The following is a 23,489-nucleotide window of genomic DNA, read 5'->3' on the forward strand; positions in this document are numbered from 1 at the left end:
AAGCCGTAAAGCCACTGCGCAGGGAAGGCCGGGATGCTCCGGTTGCCCTGTTCTCCGCTATGCACGAAGCGCACGCAGTCTGCCCTTGGCATGGCGGTCCATGGGAGCCAACCGGCTCCCGGTCTTCCCTGCGCCCTCTTTCATGAGAGGGTGAGGCATCGAAGCAAAGCTCGGGCGAAATGCGCCGCGAGGATGCGAAGGCATGTCTGGAAGCCGTAGGATGGGTAGAGCGAAGCGAAACCCATCACCTTTCGTCCGCAGGGAAAGCATGATGGGTTTCGCAAGTGCTCTACCCATCCTACGAACCGTCTGCAGAGTGAGATGCGAGTTGAAGGATCGACGCCATCACCACGTCATTGCGAGGAGCTCTTGCGACGAAGCAATCCAGAGTCTTTCCGCGGAGGGATTCTGGATTGCTTCGCTGCGCTCGCAATGACGATGTTGAGACAGCGCGTCTTCAAACGATGCGCTCGTGCCCCGGACGCAGCGCAGCGCTACTTCAGCGGTGCGCTGCAGAGCCGGGGCCCACGTTGCAGCGAATGCCGTGGCCTGCTGGGTCCCGGCTCTGCGGAGCGTCACTACGTGCCGCACCGCGTCCGGGACACGAGAGCGAGCAGCGACGCCCGCTCAACCCAAGCTTAGAGGTACCGCGTCAGCTCGGTCTTGAACTGGCCGTACACCGCGTCCTCGATCTGGCTGCGCGTGATCCCGATGTCGCGCAGGGCGCGGTCGTCGAGCTCGTTCAGCGTCTTGACGGCGGTACGGCGCTCCAGGCGATCGAACAGCGCATAGGCGGCGGTGACGAGCGTTGCAAGAAATCCGCTCGAGGAGGATGGGCGTAAGCTCCGCCCGGCAGTTTGCGAGATGGTGGTCATGTTTCTTCTCCGGCCTGTCGGTCCACACGGCGAAGCAATTGCCGTTGGCGCGGACGCTTGTCAGCGTCTGCACCTCATTTGCCGTCGGATTGCTCTCGCTCTCCTCGGCTCAATCATGGACCTTGATGGAACTTAAATGCTCCAGTACACTTCTCGGAGCAAGTAAAACATTGCTCTCGGTGCAATAATGTCCAAGTTCGAGTACGTGAAGCTTGCCGATGCCATTGCCTCGGATATCTCTAACGGCACGTTAAGGCCCGGCGACCGGCTACCGCCGCAGCGCAATTTTGCCTATGACCGTGGCATCGCGGTCTCGACTGCGAGCCGTGTTTATACGGAATTGCTTCGTCGCGGCCTCGTCGTCGGCGAAGTCGGACGCGGCACCTTCATCTCCGGCGCCATCAGGCGCGAGGTCGAAGCCTTGAGCGAGCCGCGCGATGCGCGCATCGACTTCGAGGTCAATTATCCGTTATTGCCGCAGCAATGGGCGATGATCGCCAAGAGCCTTGCGGGGCTCGAGCGCGTCGACGCGCTGGAATCCGCGCTGCGCGTCTCGACCAGCACCGGCACCAAGAGCGCGCGCAATGCCGCCGCCGCCTATCTCGCCCGCAAGGACTTCGCGCCGCAGGCCGAGCAGATCGTGTTCACCGCCAACGGCAAGCAATCGCTCGCGGCCGCGCTCGCAGCGCTCGTCCCCACCGGCGGCCGCTGCGGCGTCGAGGCGCTGACCTATCCCTACGTCAAGAGCATCGCCGCGCGGCTCGGCATCACGCTGGTCCCGATTCCGATGGACGAATTCGGCGCCCGTCCCGATGCGATCCAGAAGGCGCATCGCGAGGCGCATCTGTCGGCGCTGTATCTGCAGCCGATCATCCAGAACCCGCTCGGCGTCACCATGAACGCGACGCGACGCGCCGACATCATGCGCGTTGCCGAGAAGCTCGATCTCACCATCATCGAGGATGCCGTCTATGGCTTCCTCGCCGACGACACGCCGCTGGCAGCCCTCGGGCCGGACCGCTGCATCGTGATCGACAGCCTGTCCAAGAAGGTCGCGCCCGGCCTTGCGCTCGGCATCATGGTCGCGCCGCCGCGTTTGCGCGAAAGCGTGATGAGCGCGGTCCGCACCGGCGGCTGGATCGCCTCCGGCCACGCCCTTGCCTCCGGACAACGGCTGATGGCCGACGGCACCGTCGCCGAACTGACGCGGCTCAAGCGCATCGACGCCGCGCGCCGCCAGCAGACCGCGGCACGGCTGCTCGCGGACTACGAGATCGCCGCCGACACCCGCGCCTATCATCTGTGGTTGACGCTGCCGCCGCATTGGCGCTCGCAGACCTTCGTCGCCGCGGCGGCCCGGCGCGGCATCGCGCTGACGCCGTCCTCCACCTTCGCGATCGCCCACGGCCATGCCCCGAACGCGGTGCGCCTCGCGATCGCCCCGCCCACCTTCGAGCAACTCGATTCCGGCCTGCGCACGCTCGTGTCGCTGCTCGGCACCAAGGAAGAGGATTTCGACTCCACCGAGTAGCTCGCGAGCGCGCCCTTGTGCCGGTTACGCCGGCCATTCGGCGATGAAGCCATTCGCCTTGTATGGCTCGATCTTGTCCCATTCGTGCAGCACGCGCCGGCGAAATTCGGCGTCGGTATGCCACAGTGAGCGAGGCGTTGCGAAGCTGTCGACGGTGAGCAGCATCTTCTCGACCTCCGGCCAGTGCCGGTGCAGCGTCATCGGGTAGCGCCGCGCGGTCCAGGTATTGCCGAGGCAGATCACGCTGCGGATGTTTGAAAGCCCTAGCGCAGCATCAAGGATCGGCAGCGAGAAAATCACGTTCTCGCCGGTGTTCATGGCGCGATGCTCTTCGATGACAAGTTCCGCCGGAACTCCCGCCGCAATCATCGCCGCCTTGATGATCGTGCACTCGGATTGCTCCGAGCCAGGCGTCACGCCGCCGCTCACAATCGACCAGCGGAAATAGCCCTCGCGCCACAGCCGAGCGGCGGTGTCGGCGCGCAAACCGACGTCCTCGCGGGTGCCGAACATGAACAGCAAGTCGGCCGGCCGGAGCGGCGTATCGACCAGATGAGCGCGGTTGATTCCATCGATCTCATCTGCCGTCGGCAGACGTGTACTGCGGTCCATGACTGACATGGCGGCACGATGCGGCATCGGCGCAGTTGCGCGAAGTCACGTTTGATTGCGACCGATTGCACCTAGGGCAGCAGGGCGCGCGGCACCTGATCGAAGCGATAGCTCTGCGGCTGGTTGCGCCGCACGAAGCCGCCGACCTGCCAGGCGAACAGCGCGGCAAAGCCGAGGATGAACAGCGCGCCGGCGAACTCGCCGATCACCAGGGCGCGGATCAACAGGCCCGCCATCGCCACGGTCAGCACCGCGAGGAATGCCAGCACCGCCGCATATGTGCTGCGGCCGAGGCCTGCGGTCAGCACCGCGCGGCTGCCGGCCTTGGCCATCCGCGCATGCAGTTCGACGATGAAGGCGCGAAAGCCATTGTCCTGCGGCGCCATCAGCGCCGCGGTCTGCCAGCTCGTCGACAGGATCGCGATGCGGCGGCCGCTGCTGTGAGTGACATCGGCGCGAAAGCGGTGCTGCTGCATCGAGACCGGGCGGAACGACAGCCTGACAGCGCCGATCTCGTCATAAGGCCACAGGCCAGATCGGCCGCCGATGTGCCAGGACAGCCCCTGCTCGGTCAGCTCGAAGCGATGCGCCGAGCCGATCAGCGACGCCTTGTAGGCGTAGCTCGTGGCCGGCTCGGCATCCGAAACCTGCATCGCGACAATCTATCCCGTCCGCGCCATCCCCTCGGCGATCCGCTTGCGCGATCGCCCTCGCCCATCCTACAAGCGAGGCATGGTTGAGACGACCTTTTTTCCGCGCCGCCTGATTCTCGGCGCCGCCATGATCTCCGGCGTGCTGCTGGCACTTGCGGTGCACATGCTGGGCGCGCGCTACGGGCTCGACCTCGGCGGGCTCTGGCGCTCCGACACGCACGAGTTCATCCCCGCCGGCGCTGCGATCGCCTGGTGGCTGATCGCCACGGTCGGATTCTCCGGCGGCTATTTCACCGCGACGTTGATGCAGAGCGCCGCCGACGGCCAGATTCCGCAGCGGATGCGCCAGTTCCTCATCGCGGTCGGCGTGCTGCTGCTCGCAGGCGCAGGCCAGGCGGCCTCCGCGCCGAGCCCGATCCCGACCGTCTCGGGCGTGCTGGCCGGCCTCGCCGCGCTGTGCCTCGGCGCCGTCATGGCTTTCTGCGGCGCCCATTTCGCGCTGCGCCGCGGCTAGAGCATGATCCGGAAAAGCGTGAAGCGGTTTTCCGGACAGATCATGCTCAACAATAGTCGCCTCACGCCGACGCCAGCAGTCGCGGGCGGCCCAGCATGATCGACACGTCGGAGGCCGGACGCGGCTTGCTGAACAGATAGCCCTGGGCTTGGTCGCAGCCCTCGCGCCGGAGCAGCTCGAGCTGGGCGTCGTTCTCGACGCCTTCCGCCGTGGTGACGATCCCGAGGCTGCGGCCAAGGCCCGTCACGGCACGGATGATCGCCATGGAATCCTCGCGCGTCGCCAGCTCCGACACGAAGCTGCGGTCGATCTTGATCTTGTCGAACGGGAAGCTGCGCAGATAGCTCAGCGAGGAATAGCCGGTGCCGAAATCGTCGAGCGAGATCCGTAGTCCCATGCCGCGCAGCTCGTGCAGGGTTGCCAACGTCGCCTCGCTGTTCTGCAGCAGTACCGATTCGGTGATCTCGAGCTCGAGGCGCCGCGCATCGAGTCCCGAGGCGGCCAGCGCCTCGGTCACCGATGCGATCAGGTTCGGATTCTTGAACTGGACCGGCGACAGATTGACGGCGAGGTCGACGTCGTCTGGCCAGCTGGCCGCGTCGGTACAGGCTGCGCGCAGCACGAATTCGCCGAGCTGGACGATCAGTCCGGTCTCCTCGGCGAGCGGAATGAAGTCGATCGGGGAGATCAGGCCGCGCTGCGGATGATTCCAGCGCAGCAGCGCCTCGAAGGCAACGACGCGACCGCTGACGACGTCGCGGATCGGCTGGTAATAGGCCTCGAACTCGCTCCGTTGCAGCGCCGTCCGCAGATCCATTTCCAGGAGGCGCCGCGCCTGCGCGCGGGCATCCATGCCGGTTTCGAAGAAGCGATAGGTGCCGCGGCCGTCCGCCTTGGCGCGGTAGAGCGCGAGGTCGGCGTTCTTCAGGAGTTCGTCCGGATTGCTGCCGTCCTGCGGCGACAGCGAGATGCCGATCGAGACGCCGATCAGGATCTGATGACCGTCGATCTCGTAAGGCGCCGAGGTGACCTCGACCAGACGGCCGGCAAGGGATCGCGCAGCGGTCTCCTCGGACCGGCCGATCTGGACCACGGCAAACTCGTCGCCGCCAAGCCGGGCCACGGTGTCGCTGTCGCCGACCGTCTCCATGAGCCTGCGGCCGACCTCCTTCAACAAGGCGTCGCCGATGGGATGGCCGAGCGAGTCGTTGATGTCCTTGAAATGATCGAGATCGAGACAGAGCACCGCGAGCTGATCGCCCGAGCCGGCCCGTCGCAGCCCGTGCTCGAGCTGCTCGTGGAACAGCACGCGGTTCGGCAGACCGGTCAGCGCGTCATGGCGCGCCATGTGCGAGATCTTGGCCTGCGCCTCCAGCCATTCGGTGATGTCCTCGAAGGTGGCGACCCAGCCGCCGCCCTGCATCGGCTGATTGACCACCCGGATCGAGCGGCCGAACCGGCTGACGACGTCGGTCGTGGTGCGGCCCTCGCGCGCGTCGGCGACGAGGCGGGCGAAGAACTCGTCCGCGTCGCCCTGCCACTGGCCCCTGGCCTGCTCGTCCCTCAGCACGTCGATCAACAGACGGCCGGTCAGCGCGACGTCGGTGCGGCGAAGCATTGCCGCGTAGCGCTCGTTGAACAGGATGACCTTGCCGTCCGCGTCGAACATGCAAAGCCCCTGCGACATGTTCTCGAGCGCCGAGTCCAGCACCATTTGCTGGGCGCCCAACTCGCTCCTGGCGCGGCGGTCGAGCAGCGCGGCCACGAGCGCGATCGCAATGATCGCGACCGCAGCGCTGGCGGTGAGGAAGGACAGCGAGGCCGGCGCGATCGACAGGCCGCTGATCGCACGCGTCGGATCCGGCGTCAGGTGCACCGCGCCCATGGCGGTGAAATGATGCGCGACGATGGCGATCGTCAGCAGGGCCGTCGCCGTCAGGGCATGAGGGAGGTCGTCGCGTCGCGCGGCCACGAACAGTGCGAGCGCAGCGAAGAGAATTCCTGACAGCACCGAGACGGCGACCGTGCTTCCGTTCCAGCCCACCCGCGCCGGTATCTCCAGCGCCGCCATGCCGGTGTAATGCATCGCCGCGACACCGCTGCCGACGATGGCACCGCCAACGACGATCCACACCGCGCGCGAAGACGAGACGGCAATGCTCAGCCCCACGAACGTGACGGAGATCGCAAAGATCAGCGACAGGATGGTCACCGGGATGTTGTAGGCGCCCGCGCCTCCCGGTCCGTAGGCGAGCATCGCGATGAAATGCGTCGCCCAGATGCCACATCCGCTGACGGCAGCGTCGAGACCGAGCCAGACCAGACGCCCGAGGCCGCGCGTCGCGCGCGCCCGGTGGAACAGGCTGATCGCCGCCGCGCTGGCGAGCAGACAGACCGCGCCGCCAAGCGCGACGAGCCGTAAATCGTGCTCTTCGGTGAGACAGTAGAGAACTTGATGCATTGCGGGCCTCTGATGAGACCCGCACTTGACCCGATCAATGTGGACAGGTGGTAACCGGCTACGCGACTGTTGCGGCAATGGTGAACGGAAGATGTGTTCAATCACTCGGATTGTTCATCCCTCGCGGGAACACCGAGACCCATCATGATGAACGGTGGTAAGGGGCGCGCCGCGCAGATGACGACCGCGCGGCGCTTCCATCACCAGACCTTCGTCAACTGGCCGCGCGCAGGTTCACCTTGCTTTCGGCAAGCGTCGTCAGTTTCTTGTCGGTCGCCTTTTCCTCCTCGAGCGTCTTGGCGAGCACGCTGGCGCAGTCGTTGCGGCCGAGCTGCTTGGCCCAGGCGATCAGGCTGCCGTAGCGCACGATCTCGTAATGTTCGGCGGCCTGCGCCGCGTTGATCAGCGCGGCGTCGAGCACCGCCTTGTCGGCGACCTCGCTTGCGGTCTCGTCGGCTTCCTCGATGATGCCGTCGATCGCCGGGCAGTCGACCGCCTTCGCAGCGACGCCGTGCATCTTGAAGACCTCCTCGAGCCGCGTGACGTGCTGCTTGGTTTCCTCGAGATGCGTCAAAAAGCCCTGCTTGAGTTGCGGATCGGTGGCCTTGCTGGCCATCTTCGGCAGCGCCTTGGTCAACTGCAGCTCGGCGTAATAGATGTCCTGGAGCTGATGCACGAACAGGTCGTTCATGGTTTTGATGTCTTTAGTGAACAGTCCCATCGTTCCGATCCTCTATGGTTTCGGGAACACGGAGGCGCCGGCGTGCATGAAAAGCCGGTTATTCCTGCCATGTTCGATTGCTGATGGAGGCTAACGAGCGCGCGGGACCGGCGTTCCAAAAATGCCGGTGTCGCTTGCGCTGGAACAATGCCGGCGGCGCCAGAATCTGAGATGGTGCTGGCCGTACGGACACGCGATCCGAGCCCGGTATCTCGACTCATATGCTTAACGCGCCTTCGATGTGAACCGCATATGACAAAAGCGCCGGTCCAGCGCAGAACCTATTGTTGTCAAGGGCTGCACAAGCCGCTGTTTTTGCATTAAATGAGCTGGATCATGCCTAGCGATCGATGCCTGCCTTTGGCCGTGATCGCACCCGACTGGCCAATGCCTGGCCCGGTCGGTCTTTGCCCCCCGCCGGGAGGATGAATGCACGGACTGCTGCCCGCGCTGCAACGCGGCTTCAAGAGATGGATCGGCTGGCGACGGCTTGGAGTTGCCGCGAGCATCTTCATCATCGCCTTCGCGATCACCTCGCTGGTGCGGACCCTCAAGGGCATCGATACCGGGGTCATCCTGACGGCGTTGACCGAGATTCCCCGCGGCAGCATCGGGCTGGCGGCGGTGTGCGTGTTTTTCGCGTTCTGCACGCTGACCTTTTACGACTTTTTTGCATTGCGAACGATCGGCAAGAAGCACGTGCCTTATCGCATCGCGGCGCTTTCCAGCTTCACGTCCTATTCGATCGGCCACAATATCGGCGCCACCGTCTTCACCGGCGGGGCGATCCGTTTCCGGATCTATTCGGACTACGGGCTGAACGCGATCGACGTCGCCAAGATTTGCTTCCTGTCGGGCCTGACCTTCTGGCTCGGTAACATCTTCGTGCTCTCGATCGGCATGGCGATCCACCCGGATGCGGCATCCTCGATGGATCAGCTGCCGTCGTCGCTCAACCGGCTGATCGCGCTCGGCGGGCTCGCCTCGATCGGGGCCTATCTCGTCTGGCTCGTCATGGGCGAGAAGCGGCGCGAGCTCGGCCAGAAGGGCTGGAAGGTGGTCCTGCCCTCGGCGCCGCTGACGCTGGTCCAGATCCTGATCGGCGTGGTCGATCTCGGCTTCTGCGCCACGGCGATGTACCTCCTGATGCCGGCCAATCCGCCGATCGACTTCCTGTCGCTCGCGGTGGTGTTCATCCTGGCGACGCTGCTCGGCTTCGCCAGCCACGCGCCCGGCTCGATCGGCGTGTTCGATGCCGCCATGCTGCTGGCGCTGCCGGAATTCGGCCGCGAGCAGCTTCTGGCGACGCTGCTGGTGTTCCGCATCCTCTATTTCGTGATCCCGTTCGGCCTCGCCATCTCCATCATGGGCACGCGCGAGCTCTGGATGAACGTGGTCGAGCCCTGGCAGGAGCGGCGGCGGCTGGCGGAAGCCTGCGCGCAGGCCAATCTGCCCAAGCAGGTGGCAGCCATGGAGCGCGAGCGGGCGCTGCGGCAGGCCAACAAGCGGTAAGGGCGGGCGCCGAGACGAAGGTTGCGGACGGGCGCGCAATCCTCTCTTATTTCCGCCTCAACTTTGCCGTTGAAGACGCGGGCCATGATCCCTGTATTGCTTCGTAACCTTTCCGCCGGCGCCCTGCTGCTGGCCGGGCTTTTGACCGTCTTGCCGGCCGAGCATGCCGCCGCTCAGGATGCCGGCCCCCTGCAGATCAGTTGGGAGGTGCGTAACCGCTTCCGGCTGTTCCGCGAGGAGCGCGACTTCCTGCTCCATGTCGAGAACGCGCGCAACCGCAGCATCCTCGCCGCCGAACAGTCGCTGGAGCTCCAGAGCGAGGGCCGCGGCTGGGCCCGCAACATGGTCAACCGGCTCTGCATCGACCTTCAGGGCCGCGTCAACCAGCCCTGCACCCGCGACAACACCAAGGAAAACTACCTCACCCCGATCGACCATCCCGTCACCGTGCGCCTCACGGGCGCCGTGCCGGTCGGCGCCACCTGCGCCTGGTCGTTCGACGACGGCGATGGGCCGCAACAATCGACCTTCGACTGCGCCGAGCCGATCAATCTGCGCGTCCGCTACGGCAAGCAGACGGTCGCGACCGTCGACGTCTCCTCCGGCTCCGATCCGAGCCAGCGCGTCCAGACCGAGATCCAGGTCCGCGACATCTTCGTCGCCGGCCTCGGGGACAGCATCGCCTCCGGCGAAGGCAATCCGGACCGGCCACTGGCGCTGTCGGACGAAGGCTTTTGCTTCCGCTCATATCTGGGCACCGCGGGCGCGCAGTACTATCGGCCGAGCCGGCACGGCTTCAAGGGCGGCCGCGCCTGCGAGGCACCTGACACGCTCGCCAACTGGCAACGCTACAGCGCGCTCTGGTTCAACTCGCCCTGCCACCGCTCGCTCTACAGCTACCAGACGCGCACCGCGCTCGCGCTCGCGGTGCGCTACACCCACATCGCGGTGACCTATCTGCCGCTCGCCTGCACCGGCGCAAGCATCGGCGACGGCCTGCTCGGCTCGCAACGCGCCCGCGAATGTCCGCCCGGCAAGACCGGCGTCTGCAACACCAGCGTGAACGCGCAGGTCGCCGAGCTGCGCGAGGCGCTCACCGCGGCGAAGAAGCGCCAGCCCGACCGCACGCTCGATCTCGTGCTGCTGTCGGTCGGCGCCAACGACGTCTATTTCTCGGGCCTCGTCGCCGACGTCATCGTCGAGACCGCGACCGAACGCGCGCTGTTCCGCCGCTCCGGCGTGATGGCGAGCGTCGACGATTCCCGCGACGCGCTGGCGCGCGAGCTGCCGCAGAATTTTGTCAAGCTGCGCGAGGCTCTCAAGCCCCTGGTCGGCGGCGACCTGTCGCACGTGGTCTATACCTCCTACGCCAACCCTGCGCTCGCCGACGGCGGCGTTCCCTGCCGCGGCGGCCGCGCCGGCTTCGACATCCATCCGGCCTTCAACGCCGATCCGCAGCGCCTTGCCCGCGTCTCGACCTTCGTCGACACTGAATTCCTGCCGCAGCTGAAGGGCCTCGCCACCTGCACGCGCGGCGCGCTGTGCCGCGATCCCGAGGCCGACCGCATGACCTTCGTCGATGCGCATCAGGCCGCGTTCGGCGATCACGGCTTCTGCGCGCATTCCGGCAACGACCCCGAATTCGATCGCGCCTGCTTTGCCGAGAACGGCCAGAGCTTCAACCCTGACATCGTGAGCGCGGCGAGCCAGCCGATGCTGTGCGGCCGCGGCGCCTCGGAATACCGAGCCTATTTGCCCCGCGCGCGCTGGATCCGCGATGCCAATGACAGCTATTTCGCCGCGATGACCTATCCGCAAGGGTTGCCGGCGGCGAGCCAGCCGACCGACATCCACGACGCGACCTGGGGCGTGCTCTCCGCCGTCTATGGCGGCGCGGTGCATCCGAGCGCGGAGGGGCATGCGGCGATGGCGGATGCGGCCCTGCCGGCCGCGAGCGCGGTGCTCGGTCTCGATGCCGCGCCGCCGGGCGTGACGCGCGGGTTTTTGCCGCAACTGTTGCCGAGCGCGCAGCAGTAGTTCACGCTGCCTCCACACAATCAGCGTCATCGCCCGACTTGATCGTGCGACCCAGTACGCCGTGACGGTCGTGATGAATCGAGGCGCCGCGGCGTACTGGATTCCCCGCCTTCGCGGGGAATCCAGCGGAGTGTGTGGTGCAGCGCGGCGCGACTATTGGCTGCACTCCCGCATTCGCCATCGCCGCGATCGTTCCCCTCCCCTGCCGTTCCATCAATCCAAAAACGGCATTGATCGATACTCCCTTGAACTTGGACACTTCGCCGCGCGCGCCTCTAGGAGTCGCACCGAGGGAAACGTTTCGAGTTCAAGGAGGCGCCGATGAGCGCAGTGGTGTCCGCAGCGGACGCGAGGAGGTCTCGCGTCAGGCTGTTCATCGTGACCATGTTGTTCCTGGTCACCACAGTGAATTATGCCGACCGCGCCACGCTGTCGATCGCCGGCCCCGCGCTCTCCAAGGAGCTGCATCTCGATCCCGTCGCCATGGGCTGGATATTCTCGGCGTTCGGCTGGTCCTATGTCGCGGCGCAGGTACCCGGCGGCTGGCTGCTCGACCGTTACGGCTCGCGCCTCGTCTATGCCTTCAGCATCATCATCTGGTCGCTGTTCACGCTGATGCAGGGCTGGGTCGGCTTCCTCAGCGCCGGCACGGCCGTCGTCGTGCTGTTCGCACTTCGCCTGCTCGTCGGCGTTGCGGAAGCACCATCCTTCCCAGCGAACGCCCGCATCGTCGCGGCGTGGTTTCCGGGCAACGAGCGCGGCACCGCGTCGGCCTTCTTCAATTCGGGGCAGTATTTCGCCACCGTGATCTTCGCCCCGCTGATGGGCTGGATCGCGCATTCCTACGGCTGGCGCTTCGTGTTCTTCGTGATGGGCGCGCTCGGCATCGTCATGGGCTTCGTCTGGCTCAAGACCATCTACGGCCCGAAGGAGCATCCTTCGATCAACGAGGCCGAGTTCGACTACATCAAGGACGGTGGCGCGCTGGTCGATCTCGACGCGCCCAAGGACGATCTGCCGCGCGTGCGTGCGCCCGAGGCCGGCTCCGGATGGGACCACATCCGCCAGCTGCTCTCCAACCGCATGATGCTCGGCGTCTATCTCGGCCAGTACTGCATCAACACGCTGACCTATTTCTTCCTGACCTGGTTTCCGGTCTACCTCGTCAAGGAGCGCGGCCTGTCGATCCTGCAGGCCGGCTTCGTGGCGACGCTGCCCGCGCTCTGCGGATTCATCGGCGGCGTGCTCGGCGGCGTCATCTCGGATGCGATCCTGCGCCGGACCGGCTCGCTGACCATGGCGCGCAAGATTCCGATCGTCGGCGGCATGCTGCTGTCGATGTCGATCATCGCCTGCAACTATGTCGACGGACAGGCGCTGGTGGTCGGCTTCATGGCGCTCGCCTTCTTCGGCAAGGGCATCGGCGCGCTCGGCTGGGCGGTCGTCTCCGACACCTCGCCGAAGGAAGCCGGCGGCGTCTCCGGCGGCCTGTTCAACACTTTCGGCAACCTCTCCTCGATCACCACCCCGATCGTGATCGGCTACATCCTGGCCGCGACCGGCTCGTTCAACGGCGCGCTGGTGTTCGTCGGCCTCAACGCGCTGGCGGCGGCGTTCGCCTATCTCGTCATCGTCGGCAAGATCGAGCGGGTGACGCTCAAACGTTCCTCCTGAGGGCTCCCATGGGAGCTTGACCAGGCAACTCAACGGCGGCCCAAAAAGCCGCCGTCTTTGTTTTGGGGGTGATCGATGCTAGAAGTCCCGGGGAAACGCCTTATTCATCTAAGGCATGTATCGATGTTCGACCTCAACCAGCTCCGCTGTTTCGTCACGGTGGCGGAGGAATTGCATTTCGGCCGCGCCGCTCTGCGGCTGAACATGACCCAGCCGCCGTTGTCCCGGCAGATCCAGGTGCTCGAGCACATCATCGACGCGCCGCTGCTGGAACGCACCAGCCGGTCGGTACGCCTGACGCCGGCGGGGCGCAGCTTCCTCCCCGAGGCGCGGCGCATCCTCAAGCTTGCGGAAAGCGCTTCGCAAGTCGCCCGCCGCATCGCGCTCGGCAAGACCGGCTCGCTGAAGATCGGCTTCACCGCCGCCGCCGCCTACGGTTTCCTACCCGAGCTCGTCGCGGCGTGCCGCGCCAAGCTGCCCGAAGTCGACTTCTCGCTAAAGGAGATGGTGTCGGGCGACCAGTTCGAGGCGCTCACGTCAGGCCAGATCGACGCCGGCCTGCTCAGGCCGCCGATCGCGCGTCCCGAAGTCGCCAGCCGCCGCGTCGTCGCCGAGCCGCTGCTCGCCGCCATCCCGAAGAAGCATCCGCTGGCGAACGCCGAGAGCATCACCATCAAGGATTTCGACGACCAGCCCTTCGTGATGTATTCGCCGTATGAGAGCCGCTACTTCCACGATCTCCTGGTGGCGCAATTCACCCGCGCCGACGTGCTGCCGCGCTATGTCCAGCACCTCAGCCAGATCCACTCGATCCTAGCCATGGTGCGCGCCGGTCTCGGCCTTGCCATCGTGCCGGCTGCGGCCGCGGGCCTGAAGATCTCCGACGTCCGGCTGCGGCCGCTGAAGCTGCGGGGCCGCGTGCCGGTCGAGCTGTTCATGGTCTGGCGCCGCGACGACGAGAATCCGCTGCTCTCGGCGCTGGTCAAGATCGCCGGTGAATTGTCGTCCGCGGAGGTGGTGGAGGATTGATGCTCAATCCGCATCGGTCGATATAGGCTTTGGCTTGGACCCGCATCGAACGGTCTCTTAAACCACGGCGCATGGACGCGCCGGCCCTTAAGGCCCGCGTCCTCCACAACACGCTAATCAAGGGAGCAGCGCCCGTGAGCAAGATGACCCCGCAGGAAATAGCCCAGAAGATCGGATCCGGCCTCCTGTCCTTTCCCGTCACGCCCTTCAAGGCTGACTACTCCTTCGACGAGGCGACCTACCGCGCCAACATGGACTGGCTGTGCGGCTATGATGTTGCCGGCCTGTTCGCCGCCGGCGGCACCGGCGAGTTCTTCTCGCTGACCCCGACCGAGGTTCCTGAAGTCGTCAAGGTCGCCGTCGACGAGACCAAGGGCCGCGTGCCCGTGCTCGCCGGCACCGGCTACGGCACCGCGATCGCCCGCGAGATCGCGATCGGTGCGGAAAAGGCCGGCGCCGACGGCCTCTTGCTGCTGCCGCCCTATCTCACCCATGCCGAGCAGGACGGCCTTGCCGCCCATGTCGAGGCGGTCTGCGCCGCCGTGAAGATCGGCGTCATCGTCTACAACCGCGACAACGCGATCCTGCAGCCCGACACGCTGGCGCGCCTTGCGGAGCGCTGCCCGAACCTCGTCGGCTACAAGGACGGCATCGGCGACATTGAGCTGATGACCCGCGTCTACACCAAGCTCGGCGACCGCCTCACCTATGTCGGCGGCCTGCCGACCGCGGAGACCTTTGCGTTGCCCTATCTCGACATGGGCGTGACGACCTATTCCTCCGCCGTGTTCAACTTCGTTCCGGAATTCGCCACCAATTTCTACGCCGCCGTGCGCAAGCGCGACCATGCGACGATCCATGCCGGGCTGAAGGACTTCATCCTGCCGCTGATCGCGATCCGCAACCGCAAGAAGGGCTATGCGGTCTCGATCATCAAGGCCGGCATGAAGGTGATCGGCCGCGACTCCGGCCCGGTCCGTCCGCCGCTGACCGATCTCACCGAGCAGGAGATTGCAGAGTTGGCCGCGCTGGTGAAGAATCTGCCCGCCATCCGATCGACACAACAGGCGGCAGAATAACTGATAACAACAGTGAGGAGCGTAGGATGGCCCTGACCGAGATTTCCGGCGCGCAAGTCGCTGGCGCACCGGTCGTGACGGCGATGCAGGTGATCCCGGTCGCGGGCCGCGACAGCATGCTCCTCAACCTCAGCGGCGCGCACGCGCCGTTCTTCACCCGCAACATCGTCATCCTCACCGACAATGCCGGCCACACCGGCGTCGGCGAGGTGCCGGGCGGGCAGAAGATCTGGCAGACGCTCCAGGACGCCCGCGACCTCGTGATCGGCAAGACCGTCGGCGCGATGAACAACATCCTCGCCGATATCAGGACCGCCTTCGCCGACCGTGACGCCGGCGGCCGCGGCAAGCAGACGTTCGACCTGCGCGTGATGATCCACGCGGTCACCGCGGTCGAATCCGCGCTGCTCGATCTGCTGGGTCAGCATCTCGGCCTGCCGGTCGCGGCCCTGCTCGGCGAAGGCCAGCAGCGCAACAGCGTCGAGACGCTCGGCTATCTCTTCTTCGTCGGCGACCGGCGCAAGAGCAAGCTCGACTACGTCACGGGCGAAACTGGCAAGTCTGAGTGGTTCAACCTCCGCCATCAGGAGGCGATGACGCCGGACACCGTGGTGCGGCTCGCGGAAGCCACCCACGACCATTACGGCTTCGCCGATTTCAAGCTGAAGGGCGGCGTGCTGCGCGGCGAGCAGGAGATCGAGGCCGTCACCGCCATCGCCAGGCGTTTTCCGAACGCGCGCGTGACGCTCGACCCCAACGGCGCCTGGTCGCTGGACGAGGCGATCGGCCTCTGCAAGGACATGCACGGCATCCTCGCCTATGCCGAGGACCCCTGCGGCGCGGAAGGCAGCTTCTCCGGCCGCGAGATCATGGCCGAGTTCCGCCGTGCCACGGGGCTGCCCACGGCAACCAACATGATCGCGACCGACTGGCGGCAGCTCTCCCATGCGCTACGCCTGGGGGCTGTGGACATTCCGCTGGCCGATCCCCATTTTTGGACCATGCAGGGCTCGGTGCGGGTCGCCCAGACCTGCCGCGACAACGGCCTGACCTGGGGCTCGCACTCCAACAACCATTTCGACATATCTCTTGCCATGTTCACCCATGTCGGCGCAGCCGCCCCCGGCAAGGTCACGGCGATCGACACCCACTGGATCTGGCAGGACGGCCAGGCCCTGACCAGGGAGCCGCTCCAGATCAAGGGCGGCAAGATAGCCGTCCCTGATAGGCCGGGCCTGGGTATCGAAATCGACAGAGCCGCCATCGATGCGGCGCATGACCTCTACAAGCAGCATGGACTTGGCGCCCGTGATGACGCTATTGCCATGCAGGACCTGATCCCAGGCTGGACCTTCGACGACAAGCGTCCCTGCCTCGTGCGTTAGGCGTGATCCTGATAAGGATCCTGCCCCTTAAATGACTTGGAGGAAACGATGACTGCGATCCTGAAGAACTTCATCGGCGGCGAGTGGGTCGACGGCTCCGGCGTCACCAGGAACATCAACCCCTCCAACACCAACGACGTCGTCGGTGAATACGCCAAGGCCGACAAGGCGCAGACCGAGAAGGCCATCGCCGCCGCCAAGGCCGCCTTCCCCGCCTGGTCGCAGTCGACGCCGCAGGCGCGATTCGACGCGCTGAACAAGATTTCGCTCGAAATCCTCGCCCGCAAGGAAGAGCTCGGCCGCCTGCTCGCGCGCGAGGAAGGCAAGACGCTGCCGGAAGGCATCGGCGAGGTCGCCCGCGCCGGCCAGATCTTTGCGTTCTTCGCCGGTGAAGCGCTGCGCCTGATCGGCGAGAAGGGCGCCTCGGTGCGTCCAGGCCTCGACGTCGAGCTCACCCGCGAGCCGGTCGGCGTCGTCGGCATGATCACGCCCTGGAATTTCCCGATCGCGATTCCCGCGTGGAAGATCGCCCCGGCGCTCTGCTACGGCAACACCGTGGTGTTCAAGCCGGCTGAGCTGGTGCCGGGCTCGGGTCACGCGCTGGCCGAGATCATCACCCGCTCCGGCATTCCCGCCGGCGTGTTCAACCTCGTGGTCGGCTCCGGCTCCGTCGTCGGCCAGACCCTGCTCGATCACCCGGATGTCGCCGCGATCTCCTTCACCGGCTCGGTGCAGACGGGGCGCAAGATCGCGCAGGCCTGCGTGCTGTCGAACCCGATGAAGAAATTCCAGCTCGAGATGGGCGGCAAGAATCCGCTGGTCGTGCTCGACGACGCCGATCTCAAGACCGCCGTCGAGGTTGCCGTCAACGGCGCCTATTTCTCGACGGGCCAGCGCTGCACCGCCTCCTCGCGCCTGATCGTGACCGAAGGCATCCACGACCGCTTCGTCGCGGCGGTGGCCGAGCGGCTGAACAGCCTGTCGGTGGACGACGCACTCAAGGCCGGCGTGCATATCGGCCCCGTGGTCGACCAGAGCCAGCTCGACCAGGATCTGCGCTACATCAAGATCGGCCAGGACGAAGGCGCCAAGCTCGCCTTCGGCGGCGAGCTGCTCAAGCGCGAGAACCCCGGCCATTACCTCCAGCCGGCGCTGTTCACCGAAGCCAACAACAACATGCGCATCGCGCGTGAGGAGATCTTTGGCCCGGTCGCCGCCGTCATCCGCGCCAAGAACTACGAAGAGGCGCTCGCGATCTCCAACGACACCGAGTTTGGCCTGGCCTCCGGCATCTGCACCACCAGCCTGAAATACGCCTCGCACTACAAGCGCAACAGCGAGTCCGGCATGGTGATGGTCAATCTGCCGACCGCCGGCGTCGACTATCACGTGCCGTTCGGCGGCCGGAAGGGCTCGAGCTACGGCGCCCGCGAGCAGGGCTCCTACGCGCGCGAGTTCTATACGACGGTGAAGACGGCTTACACGTTCCCGGGCTGACCACGGGGAAGATCTCGTAGGGTGGGCAAAGCGAAGCGTGCCCACCGCTTACGTTCGATGTGAAGCATGGTGGGCACGGCGCATTGCGCCTTTGCCCATCCTACGGCTGCGGAGGCAAGTGTACATGGACCAGGACGTCGCAGCAAAAGAACAGCCCCGCTACATCAAGCTCAACGAGCGCGACAATGTCGCGATCGTGGTCAATGATTTCGGGCTTCCCGCCGGCTCCCGCTTTGCCAGCGGCCTGACGCTGCGCGCCTTCGTGCCGCAGGGGCACAAGACGGCGCTGGTCGATATCGCGGAAGGCGCACCGATCATCCGCTATGGCGAGATCATCGGCTACGCACTGTCGCCGATCCTGGCCGGCGAATGGGTCGACGAGGCCCGCATCCGCATGCCGGAGGCCCCCGACCTCGACAAGCTCGAAATCTCCACCGCCGTACCCGCGCCGCTGCCGCCGCTCGAAGGCTTCACCTTCGAAGGTTATCGCAATCCGGACGGCTCGGTCGGCACGAAAAACATTCTGGGCATCTCCTCCTCCGTGCAATGCGTCAAGGGCACGATGGAATATGCGGTCAAGCGCATCCGCGCCGAGCTGCTGCCGAAGTATCCCAACGTCGACGACGTGGTGCCGCTGACGCATGCTTACGGCTGCGGCGTCGCGATCAATGCTCCCGATGCCGTCGTTCCGATCCGCACGCTGCAGAACATCGCGCTGAACCCGAATTTCGGCGGCGAGATTTTGGTCATCAGCCTCGGCTGCGAGAAGCTTGCCCCCGAACGCCTGGTGCCGGAAGGCGTCAGCGATGCCATCGTGCGCATGCAGGACGAGGCCTTCGACGGCTTCGGTGCGATCGTCGATGCGATCATGACGCAGGCGGAAGCCCGCCTGAAAATCCTCGACAAGCGCAAGCGCGAGACCTGTCCGGCCGCCGATCTCGTCATCGGCCTGCAATGCGGCGGCAGCGACGCCTTCTCCGGCGTCACCGCCAATCCCGCCGTCGGCTTTGCCGCAGACCTCCTGGTGCGCGCCGGCGCCACCGTGATGTTCTCCGAAGTGACGGAGGTGCGCGACGCCATCCAGCTGCTCACCCGGCGCGCCATCAACGAGGAGGTCGGCCGCGCGCTGGTGCGCGAGATGGCCTGGTACGATTCATATCTGGCCCGCGGCGGCGCCGACCGCAGTGCCAACACCACACCCGGCAACAAGAAGGGCGGCCTTGCCAACATCGTCGAGAAGTCGCTCGGCTCGATCGTCAAGTCCGGCTCCACCGCGATCACCGGCGTGCTCTCGCCGGGCGAGAAGGCGACGCAAAAGGGCATGCTGTTCGCGGCAACGCCCGCGAGCGATTTCATCTGCGGCACGCTGCAGCTCGCCTCCGGCATGACGCTGCAGGTGTTCACCACCGGCCGCGGCACGCCTTACGGCCTCGCGGCCGCGCCCGTGATCAAGGTCGCGACCCGCAGCGAGCTGGCGCGGCGCTGGAAGGACCTGATCGACTTCGATTCGGGCAGCATCGCCACCGGCGAGAAGACCATCGAGGAATGCGGCTGGGACCTGTTCCGCCTGATCCTCGATGTCGCCTCCGGCCGCACCAAGCCGTGGTCGGACCGCTGGGGCATCCACAACGATCTCACGCTGTTCAATCCGGCGCCGGTGACCTGAAGCGTTTTCGAGCGAAGTGGATACCGGTTCGCTTGAAGAAAACGCGTCAAGATGGAACCTCACTGGCTGTCGATCAGGTGCATGTCGCCCAGCGTGACAGGAAGGCTGCGCGTGATGAGGTCCACGACCGCGGCGCGCAGCCGCTCGCTCGACGCTGCCCCCCCAAGCGTCTCGTCGACCGGGCCGCTCGGGCCGGCAATCCGCACGGTACCGGTGTTGTCGAGCGGCGCGGCCGCACGCTTCTCGATCACGTCTAACGCCTTGCCGTCGATGATCCGGACTTCGTACAGCGCATGAATCAGGCCGTAATCCGCCAGCAGCGTCCGGTATTCGGCGAGCCCGACGCCCTCGACGTTGCGGCCGTTGCCGAGCTTCGATCTTGCCCGGGTGATGACGACGTAGGCATCGAGCCCCTGGGGCGTTACATCGCTGCGAACCAGCTCCTTGAACGGATCGCTGCGCAGTAGATTGACGGGCGCAACCGCCGAATCCCTGACGGCGGCGAACGCGGCGCGCCTGTAGCTCACCGGTTGCACGCGAAAGCGTCCGCTCAAGAGCTTCGTCGCCTGCTGGACGATCAGCTCGTCCAGTCCCCAGGCGCTGATCGAGAGGCTTTGCGCGGTGTTGCCGAGCCCGGTCAGGCCGGCTTGCGTCAGGCTCATCTCCTCGCCGATGGCCGAGACGATGCCGAGGGTCTTGATCGCCTGGAGTTTCGTCGCGCGCGTCTCGAACGCCGCGGCAGCACCGAGGACGGCGGACGCGATCGCACAGGCGAGAGCCAGGATAATTCTGCTGCGCATCGCCTATCGAATCCTGAAGTCGAACGAATAGGACCCACCGATGCCAACGGTGGTCTGGTTCGACGACCCCCGCAGCTTCACCAGCGGGCTGTCCGCGGCATCGCCGAGCAGCTTCTCGTATTCGACATAGGCGTGGACCTCCCACTGCGGATTGATGCGATAGGAGACCTGGCTGCCGAAGCCGACCGAATGCGCGCCGCCCTTGGCATCGTATGTCGGCAACCCCGACGCCAGCGCCTGCGCCGCGTCGACGCCGAAATAGGGAGCGGTCGCCTTGGTGCTCTTCCAGGTGAAGCGCGGGCCGGCCGAGATCGTGAGCCTCTGGATCAGCGGCACGATGACGTCGGCGGAGACATCGGCCACCGTCCCGGTATGGCCGCCCATGCCCTGGCGCAATTCGCTGCGCAGGCGCAGCCAGTCGACCGGATAATATTCGACGAAGCCGCCGAGCTCGTACGCTGCCTTGACGTCGCCGAGGCCGGTCAGCTCGGCATATTTGTCGGCCTTGCGCGAGGCGACGTATTTGAACGCGGGCCCGGCGCGGAAATTGCCGACGTCGAGCAGCGCGATGCTGGCGCTGTCGCGCGGCCCGCGAAACTGGTCGATCGATCCGGCGCGGCGGATGGTGAAGATCGGGATCGGGACGAACTTCCCGTTCTTCGCCCCGACGAAATCGGGCGTGTACTCTCCGCCGATGCCGACCATGACGGTCCAGTTGCCGGAGGGCGAAGGCAGCAGCGGCAGGTCGAACGGCGGAGCCGGCAGCGTGAACGCCGTCTGCGCGCGGGCGGATTGAGGGATCGCGATGACCGCGCCGAGTACGGCGAGAAAAGCGGTCAGCGATATCTGCCGCGCGCTCCCCGCATGGTCGAGAGCGGCTTCGTCAAGATGCTTCATTTACAGGGCCCCGGACCGGCCATGCTGGCCTGGTCTGATACGTGTGGCTGGAGCCCCAGCATATGATCCGGCTAAATTGCCCCAAGATTGCAGCGGGCAACCGCGTCTGCGACATTGCGCGCACTGGCTGCGTGCCGGCAGGTCAACATTGCCCGAACATTGCAGGAGGCCGTGCGCGCGCCAAAACTTCGGCCGCCGGCACCAGGCAAGACGCCGATCCCTGCCTTTTATTCGCCCAGCTCGCTGCCTTAATGGGAACTCTGCGCACGAGCCGAAGCACCCAGACGTCGGCCAGGGAGCGTTACGCTCGGGGTCTTGTCACCCAGCAGAGTCAAGGACGACCCGCGTGCGTTCCCTCGTGATCGAAGACGAACCGCAGATCGGCGCCTATGTCAGCCGCCTGCTCGGGCAATTGCACGGAGTCGTGGACGTCGTCGGCTCGATCGCCGATGCCCGCCAGGCGCTGGAGAATTTCAAATACGATCTCGCAATCGTCGACCGGATGCTGCCCGACGGCGATGCGCTCGAGGTGGTCGCGGCGCTAAGTCAGTCGCCGGAGCGTCCCGCCATCATCATGCTGACGTCCAAGGACACCAAGGAGGACGTCGTCGACGGCCTCAACGGCGGCGCCGACGATTATCTCGGCAAGCCGTTCGAGCCGCAGGAGCTGATCGCACGGGTGCGTGCAGTGCTGCGGCGGCCCCGGTTGCTCGCGCCTTCCGTGCTGTCGCTCGGCAATGTCGAGCTGCATCTCGGCAGCAACGAGGTCGTGGTCGCCGGCAGGAAGATCCTGCTGCGGCGGCGCGAGGCGCTGATCCTCGGCGCACTGCTGATGCGGCGCGACCGCGTCATCACCCGCGCCGCCCTGATCGAGGAAATCTACGGTTTCGACGACGAGATCGAATCCAACACGCTGGAAGCGCAGGTCTCGCGCCTGCGGAAGAAGCTGGCCGCGTTCGGCGGCGACGTCGAGATCCGCAGCATGCGGGGCATCGGCTACATCCTGCGGCTGGCGACACCGCGATGACGTCGATTGCCCGGACGTTCGCGATCTCGCTCGGCATCGCCGCGACGACGATCTTCCTGACCATGCTCGGCGTCTTCATCTGGCGATATCCGACCGAGGAACACGAGTTTAGGTCCTGTCAGGTCGTGGCTGCCATTCTCGATCGCGCGACGGTCATAGAAGGGCAAAAACTGACGGTACGTCCGACTCCTGCCCTCGAGGAATTGAAGGCGGACAGCCCGAACCTCTGGTACGTCATGTCCGCGGGCGAGCTGCTCAGCGAGTACGGCAGCGAACATCGGCCCGCCCTCCCCTTCGTGTTTCCCTACCGCGGGCCCGTCGGCTCCTCCGTCTTCAGCACGCTCGACCAGAACAGCACTTTCTGTCTCTCCGCCGTACAGCGGGGCTCGTTGCGGCTCGGGATGATGGTCGGCGAGCCTCAGGTCCGCTTTGGCCGGATTGCACGGACGTTTCTCCTCCGCAGGGTCTTTTCGATCATGCTCGTGGCGCTGGCCTTTGCAGCGACCGTTGCCGTCGGCTCGGCGCTTGCTGCGCGTTTCGTCTCACGTAGCATCGAGCGGGTCGCGCTTCGCGCGCTCGCGATCGATCCGTCGGCGCCGCAAGGCTTGATATCCTTGTCGGAGGTCCCCCGCGAGCTAAAGCCCCTGGTCGAGGCGCTGAACCGCGCCTTCGGCGAGATCGATGCCTATATCAGGATGCAGCGCCGCTTTCTCGGCAACGCCGCCCATCAACTGCGCACGCCGCTCACGCTTCTGCGCGCGAAGATCGAGGACGTGCCCGAGCCCGCCCTGAGGGCCGAGTTGGTGCGCGACGTCAGGCGCCTGACGTCGCTGGTGTCCGCCATGCTCGACCTCGCCCGGCTGCAGAATCACGCGGTCGAGAAGCGGCCGATCGATCTCGCCCAAATCACGATCGAGGTGCTTGCCGATTTCGGTCCCTCGGCGCTGGACGCCGGCATCGAGCTCGCGCTCGACCAGGCCGAGAAAGGTCCGGTCCTGGTGCTGGGCGTCGACGCCGCAATCCGCAGCGCGCTGGCCAATCTCGTCGGCAACGCGCTGATCCATGCCCGCGGCGCGCGCCGCATCGTCGCCACGCTGGGCCGCGACGGCGTCTCGATCGACGACGACGGCGCAGGCCTGCCCGATGGCGCCGAACACAAATTGCTCGAGCCGTTTCAGACCGGCAATACCGCCGGCGACGGTGCCGGGCTCGGCCTGTCGATCGTCCGCGAGATCATGGCGGCCCACAGCGGCGAGTTGATCATCTCGTCCGCACCCGGCCGTGGCACGACCATGAGCCTGCGCTTTCCGGCGACCGTCGCGCCGACCGGACCTGCGCAGCTGGCGTTGCAGACAAGCTAGCTGCGAGCTGCGTCGATCGATGCCGCGAAACCGTCCTGAAACATTGACGCGAAAAACTTCGTCATCGTTTCGTCCTGTCGCATCACGCAACCAATAGGTTCGCCCACGGACACACGAATGTTCGCACACGAGCGAACCTCCTTGTGCATCGCCACGAC

The 23,489-nt window shown here is 65.8% G+C and carries 19 protein-coding genes; 12 read left to right on the forward strand and 7 right to left on the reverse strand.

The features are described 5' to 3' along the window. Positions 1 to 638: 638 nt before the first annotated feature. On the reverse strand, positions 639 to 875 hold the full coding sequence (locus UNPF46_RS22300) for a DUF1127 domain-containing protein (RefSeq protein WP_100178797.1): 237 nt from the start codon (positions 873 to 875) through the stop codon (positions 639 to 641). Between the two features lie 187 nt (positions 876 to 1,062). Here UNPF46_RS22300 and UNPF46_RS22305 point away from each other — a divergent pair, with 187 nt between their 5' ends. Beyond that, positions 1,063 to 2,406, forward strand: coding sequence for an aminotransferase-like domain-containing protein (locus UNPF46_RS22305; protein ID WP_142251448.1), 1,344 nt, complete (start codon positions 1,063 to 1,065; stop codon positions 2,404 to 2,406). 24 nt (positions 2,407 to 2,430) lie between these two features. Here UNPF46_RS22305 and UNPF46_RS22310 read toward each other — a convergent pair whose 3' ends face one another. Together UNPF46_RS22310 and UNPF46_RS22315 are read right to left on the reverse strand one after the other, a co-directional pair. Then, the gene (locus UNPF46_RS22310) at positions 2,431 to 3,045 is read right to left on the reverse strand and encodes a YdcF family protein (RefSeq protein ID WP_142251449.1); all 615 of its coding nucleotides are present in this window, start codon (positions 3,043 to 3,045) and stop codon (positions 2,431 to 2,433) included. Positions 3,046 to 3,089: 44 nt separating this feature from the next. After that, positions 3,090 to 3,671: a hypothetical protein gene (locus UNPF46_RS22315; protein WP_142251450.1), complete on the reverse strand. Its 582-nt coding sequence runs from the start codon at positions 3,669 to 3,671 to the stop codon at positions 3,090 to 3,092. 79 nt (positions 3,672 to 3,750) lie between these two features. Between UNPF46_RS22315 and UNPF46_RS22320 the strand changes: the two genes are divergently transcribed. Next, entirely contained in the window at positions 3,751 to 4,185 is a 435-nt protein-coding gene (locus UNPF46_RS22320) for a hypothetical protein (RefSeq protein ID WP_100178793.1), read from the forward strand. A gap of 61 nt (positions 4,186 to 4,246) precedes the next feature. Here the strand turns inward: UNPF46_RS22320 and UNPF46_RS22325 are convergent, their stop codons facing one another. Both UNPF46_RS22325 and UNPF46_RS22330 read right to left on the reverse strand, forming a co-directional pair. Continuing rightward, the gene (locus UNPF46_RS22325; RefSeq protein WP_142251451.1) at positions 4,247 to 6,646 is read right to left on the reverse strand and encodes a bifunctional diguanylate cyclase/phosphodiesterase; all 2,400 of its coding nucleotides are present in this window, start codon (positions 6,644 to 6,646) and stop codon (positions 4,247 to 4,249) included. 214 nt (positions 6,647 to 6,860) lie between these two features. Further along, positions 6,861 to 7,367, reverse strand: a complete 507-nt coding sequence (locus UNPF46_RS22330) for a YciE/YciF ferroxidase family protein (RefSeq protein WP_142251452.1) — start codon at positions 7,365 to 7,367, stop codon at positions 6,861 to 6,863. Positions 7,368 to 7,796: 429 nt separating this feature from the next. On the opposite strand from UNPF46_RS22330, the gene UNPF46_RS22335 reads away from it, so the two are divergent. The 8 genes from UNPF46_RS22335 (at position 7,797) to garD (ending at position 19,246) form a co-directional block, all read left to right on the forward strand. Continuing rightward, on the forward strand, positions 7,797 to 8,879 hold the full coding sequence (locus UNPF46_RS22335) for a lysylphosphatidylglycerol synthase transmembrane domain-containing protein (RefSeq protein ID WP_100178790.1): 1,083 nt from the start codon (positions 7,797 to 7,799) through the stop codon (positions 8,877 to 8,879). Positions 8,880 to 8,963: 84 nt separating this feature from the next. Continuing rightward, positions 8,964 to 10,916, forward strand: coding sequence for an SGNH/GDSL hydrolase family protein (locus tag UNPF46_RS22340; protein WP_142251453.1), 1,953 nt, complete (start codon positions 8,964 to 8,966; stop codon positions 10,914 to 10,916). Positions 10,917 to 11,237: 321 nt separating this feature from the next. Then, the gene (locus UNPF46_RS22345) at positions 11,238 to 12,590 is read left to right on the forward strand and encodes an MFS transporter (protein WP_142251454.1); all 1,353 of its coding nucleotides are present in this window, start codon (positions 11,238 to 11,240) and stop codon (positions 12,588 to 12,590) included. Between the two features lie 123 nt (positions 12,591 to 12,713). After that, complete coding sequence (locus tag UNPF46_RS22350) at positions 12,714 to 13,619, forward strand: LysR family transcriptional regulator (RefSeq protein ID WP_100178788.1); 906 nt, start codon at positions 12,714 to 12,716, stop codon at positions 13,617 to 13,619. Between the two features lie 134 nt (positions 13,620 to 13,753). After that, positions 13,754 to 14,698, forward strand: a complete 945-nt coding sequence (kdgD, locus tag UNPF46_RS22355; protein WP_142251455.1) for a 5-dehydro-4-deoxyglucarate dehydratase — start codon at positions 13,754 to 13,756, stop codon at positions 14,696 to 14,698. 26 nt (positions 14,699 to 14,724) lie between these two features. Continuing rightward, positions 14,725 to 16,083 (forward strand): glucarate dehydratase, encoded by a 1,359-nt coding sequence (gene gudD / locus UNPF46_RS22360; protein WP_142251456.1) that lies wholly within the window; start codon positions 14,725 to 14,727, stop codon positions 16,081 to 16,083. A gap of 48 nt (positions 16,084 to 16,131) precedes the next feature. Continuing rightward, a complete protein-coding gene (locus tag UNPF46_RS22365; RefSeq protein WP_100178786.1) occupies positions 16,132 to 17,580 on the forward strand; it encodes an aldehyde dehydrogenase family protein in 1,449 nt (482 codons plus the stop codon). 124 nt (positions 17,581 to 17,704) lie between these two features. Next, on the forward strand, positions 17,705 to 19,246 hold the full coding sequence (gene garD, locus UNPF46_RS22370) for a galactarate dehydratase (RefSeq protein ID WP_100181344.1): 1,542 nt from the start codon (positions 17,705 to 17,707) through the stop codon (positions 19,244 to 19,246). 59 nt (positions 19,247 to 19,305) lie between these two features. Here the strand turns inward: garD and UNPF46_RS22375 are convergent, their stop codons facing one another. Next, entirely contained in the window at positions 19,306 to 20,046 is a 741-nt protein-coding gene (locus UNPF46_RS22375) for a hypothetical protein (RefSeq protein WP_100178785.1), read from the reverse strand. Between the two features lie 3 nt (positions 20,047 to 20,049). After that, entirely contained in the window at positions 20,050 to 20,943 is an 894-nt protein-coding gene (locus UNPF46_RS22380; RefSeq protein ID WP_181770054.1) for a MipA/OmpV family protein, read from the reverse strand. A 346-nt stretch (positions 20,944 to 21,289) separates the two neighbouring features. On the opposite strand from UNPF46_RS22380, the gene UNPF46_RS22385 reads away from it, so the two are divergent. Continuing rightward, positions 21,290 to 21,970 carry a response regulator transcription factor gene (locus UNPF46_RS22385; RefSeq protein WP_100178784.1) on the forward strand — a complete coding sequence of 227 codons (681 nt, stop codon included), beginning with the start codon at positions 21,290 to 21,292 and terminating at the stop codon, positions 21,968 to 21,970. Then, on the forward strand, positions 21,967 to 23,331 hold the full coding sequence (locus tag UNPF46_RS22390; RefSeq protein WP_142251457.1) for a sensor histidine kinase: 1,365 nt from the start codon (positions 21,967 to 21,969) through the stop codon (positions 23,329 to 23,331). Before UNPF46_RS22385 ends, UNPF46_RS22390 begins: the two co-directional genes overlap by 4 nt. The last annotated feature ends 158 nt before the right edge of the window (positions 23,332 to 23,489 follow it).

This window comes from Bradyrhizobium sp. UNPF46, from assembly GCF_006658625.1.
GTDB classification, from domain to species: domain Bacteria; phylum Pseudomonadota; class Alphaproteobacteria; order Rhizobiales; family Xanthobacteraceae; genus Bradyrhizobium; species Bradyrhizobium nitroreducens.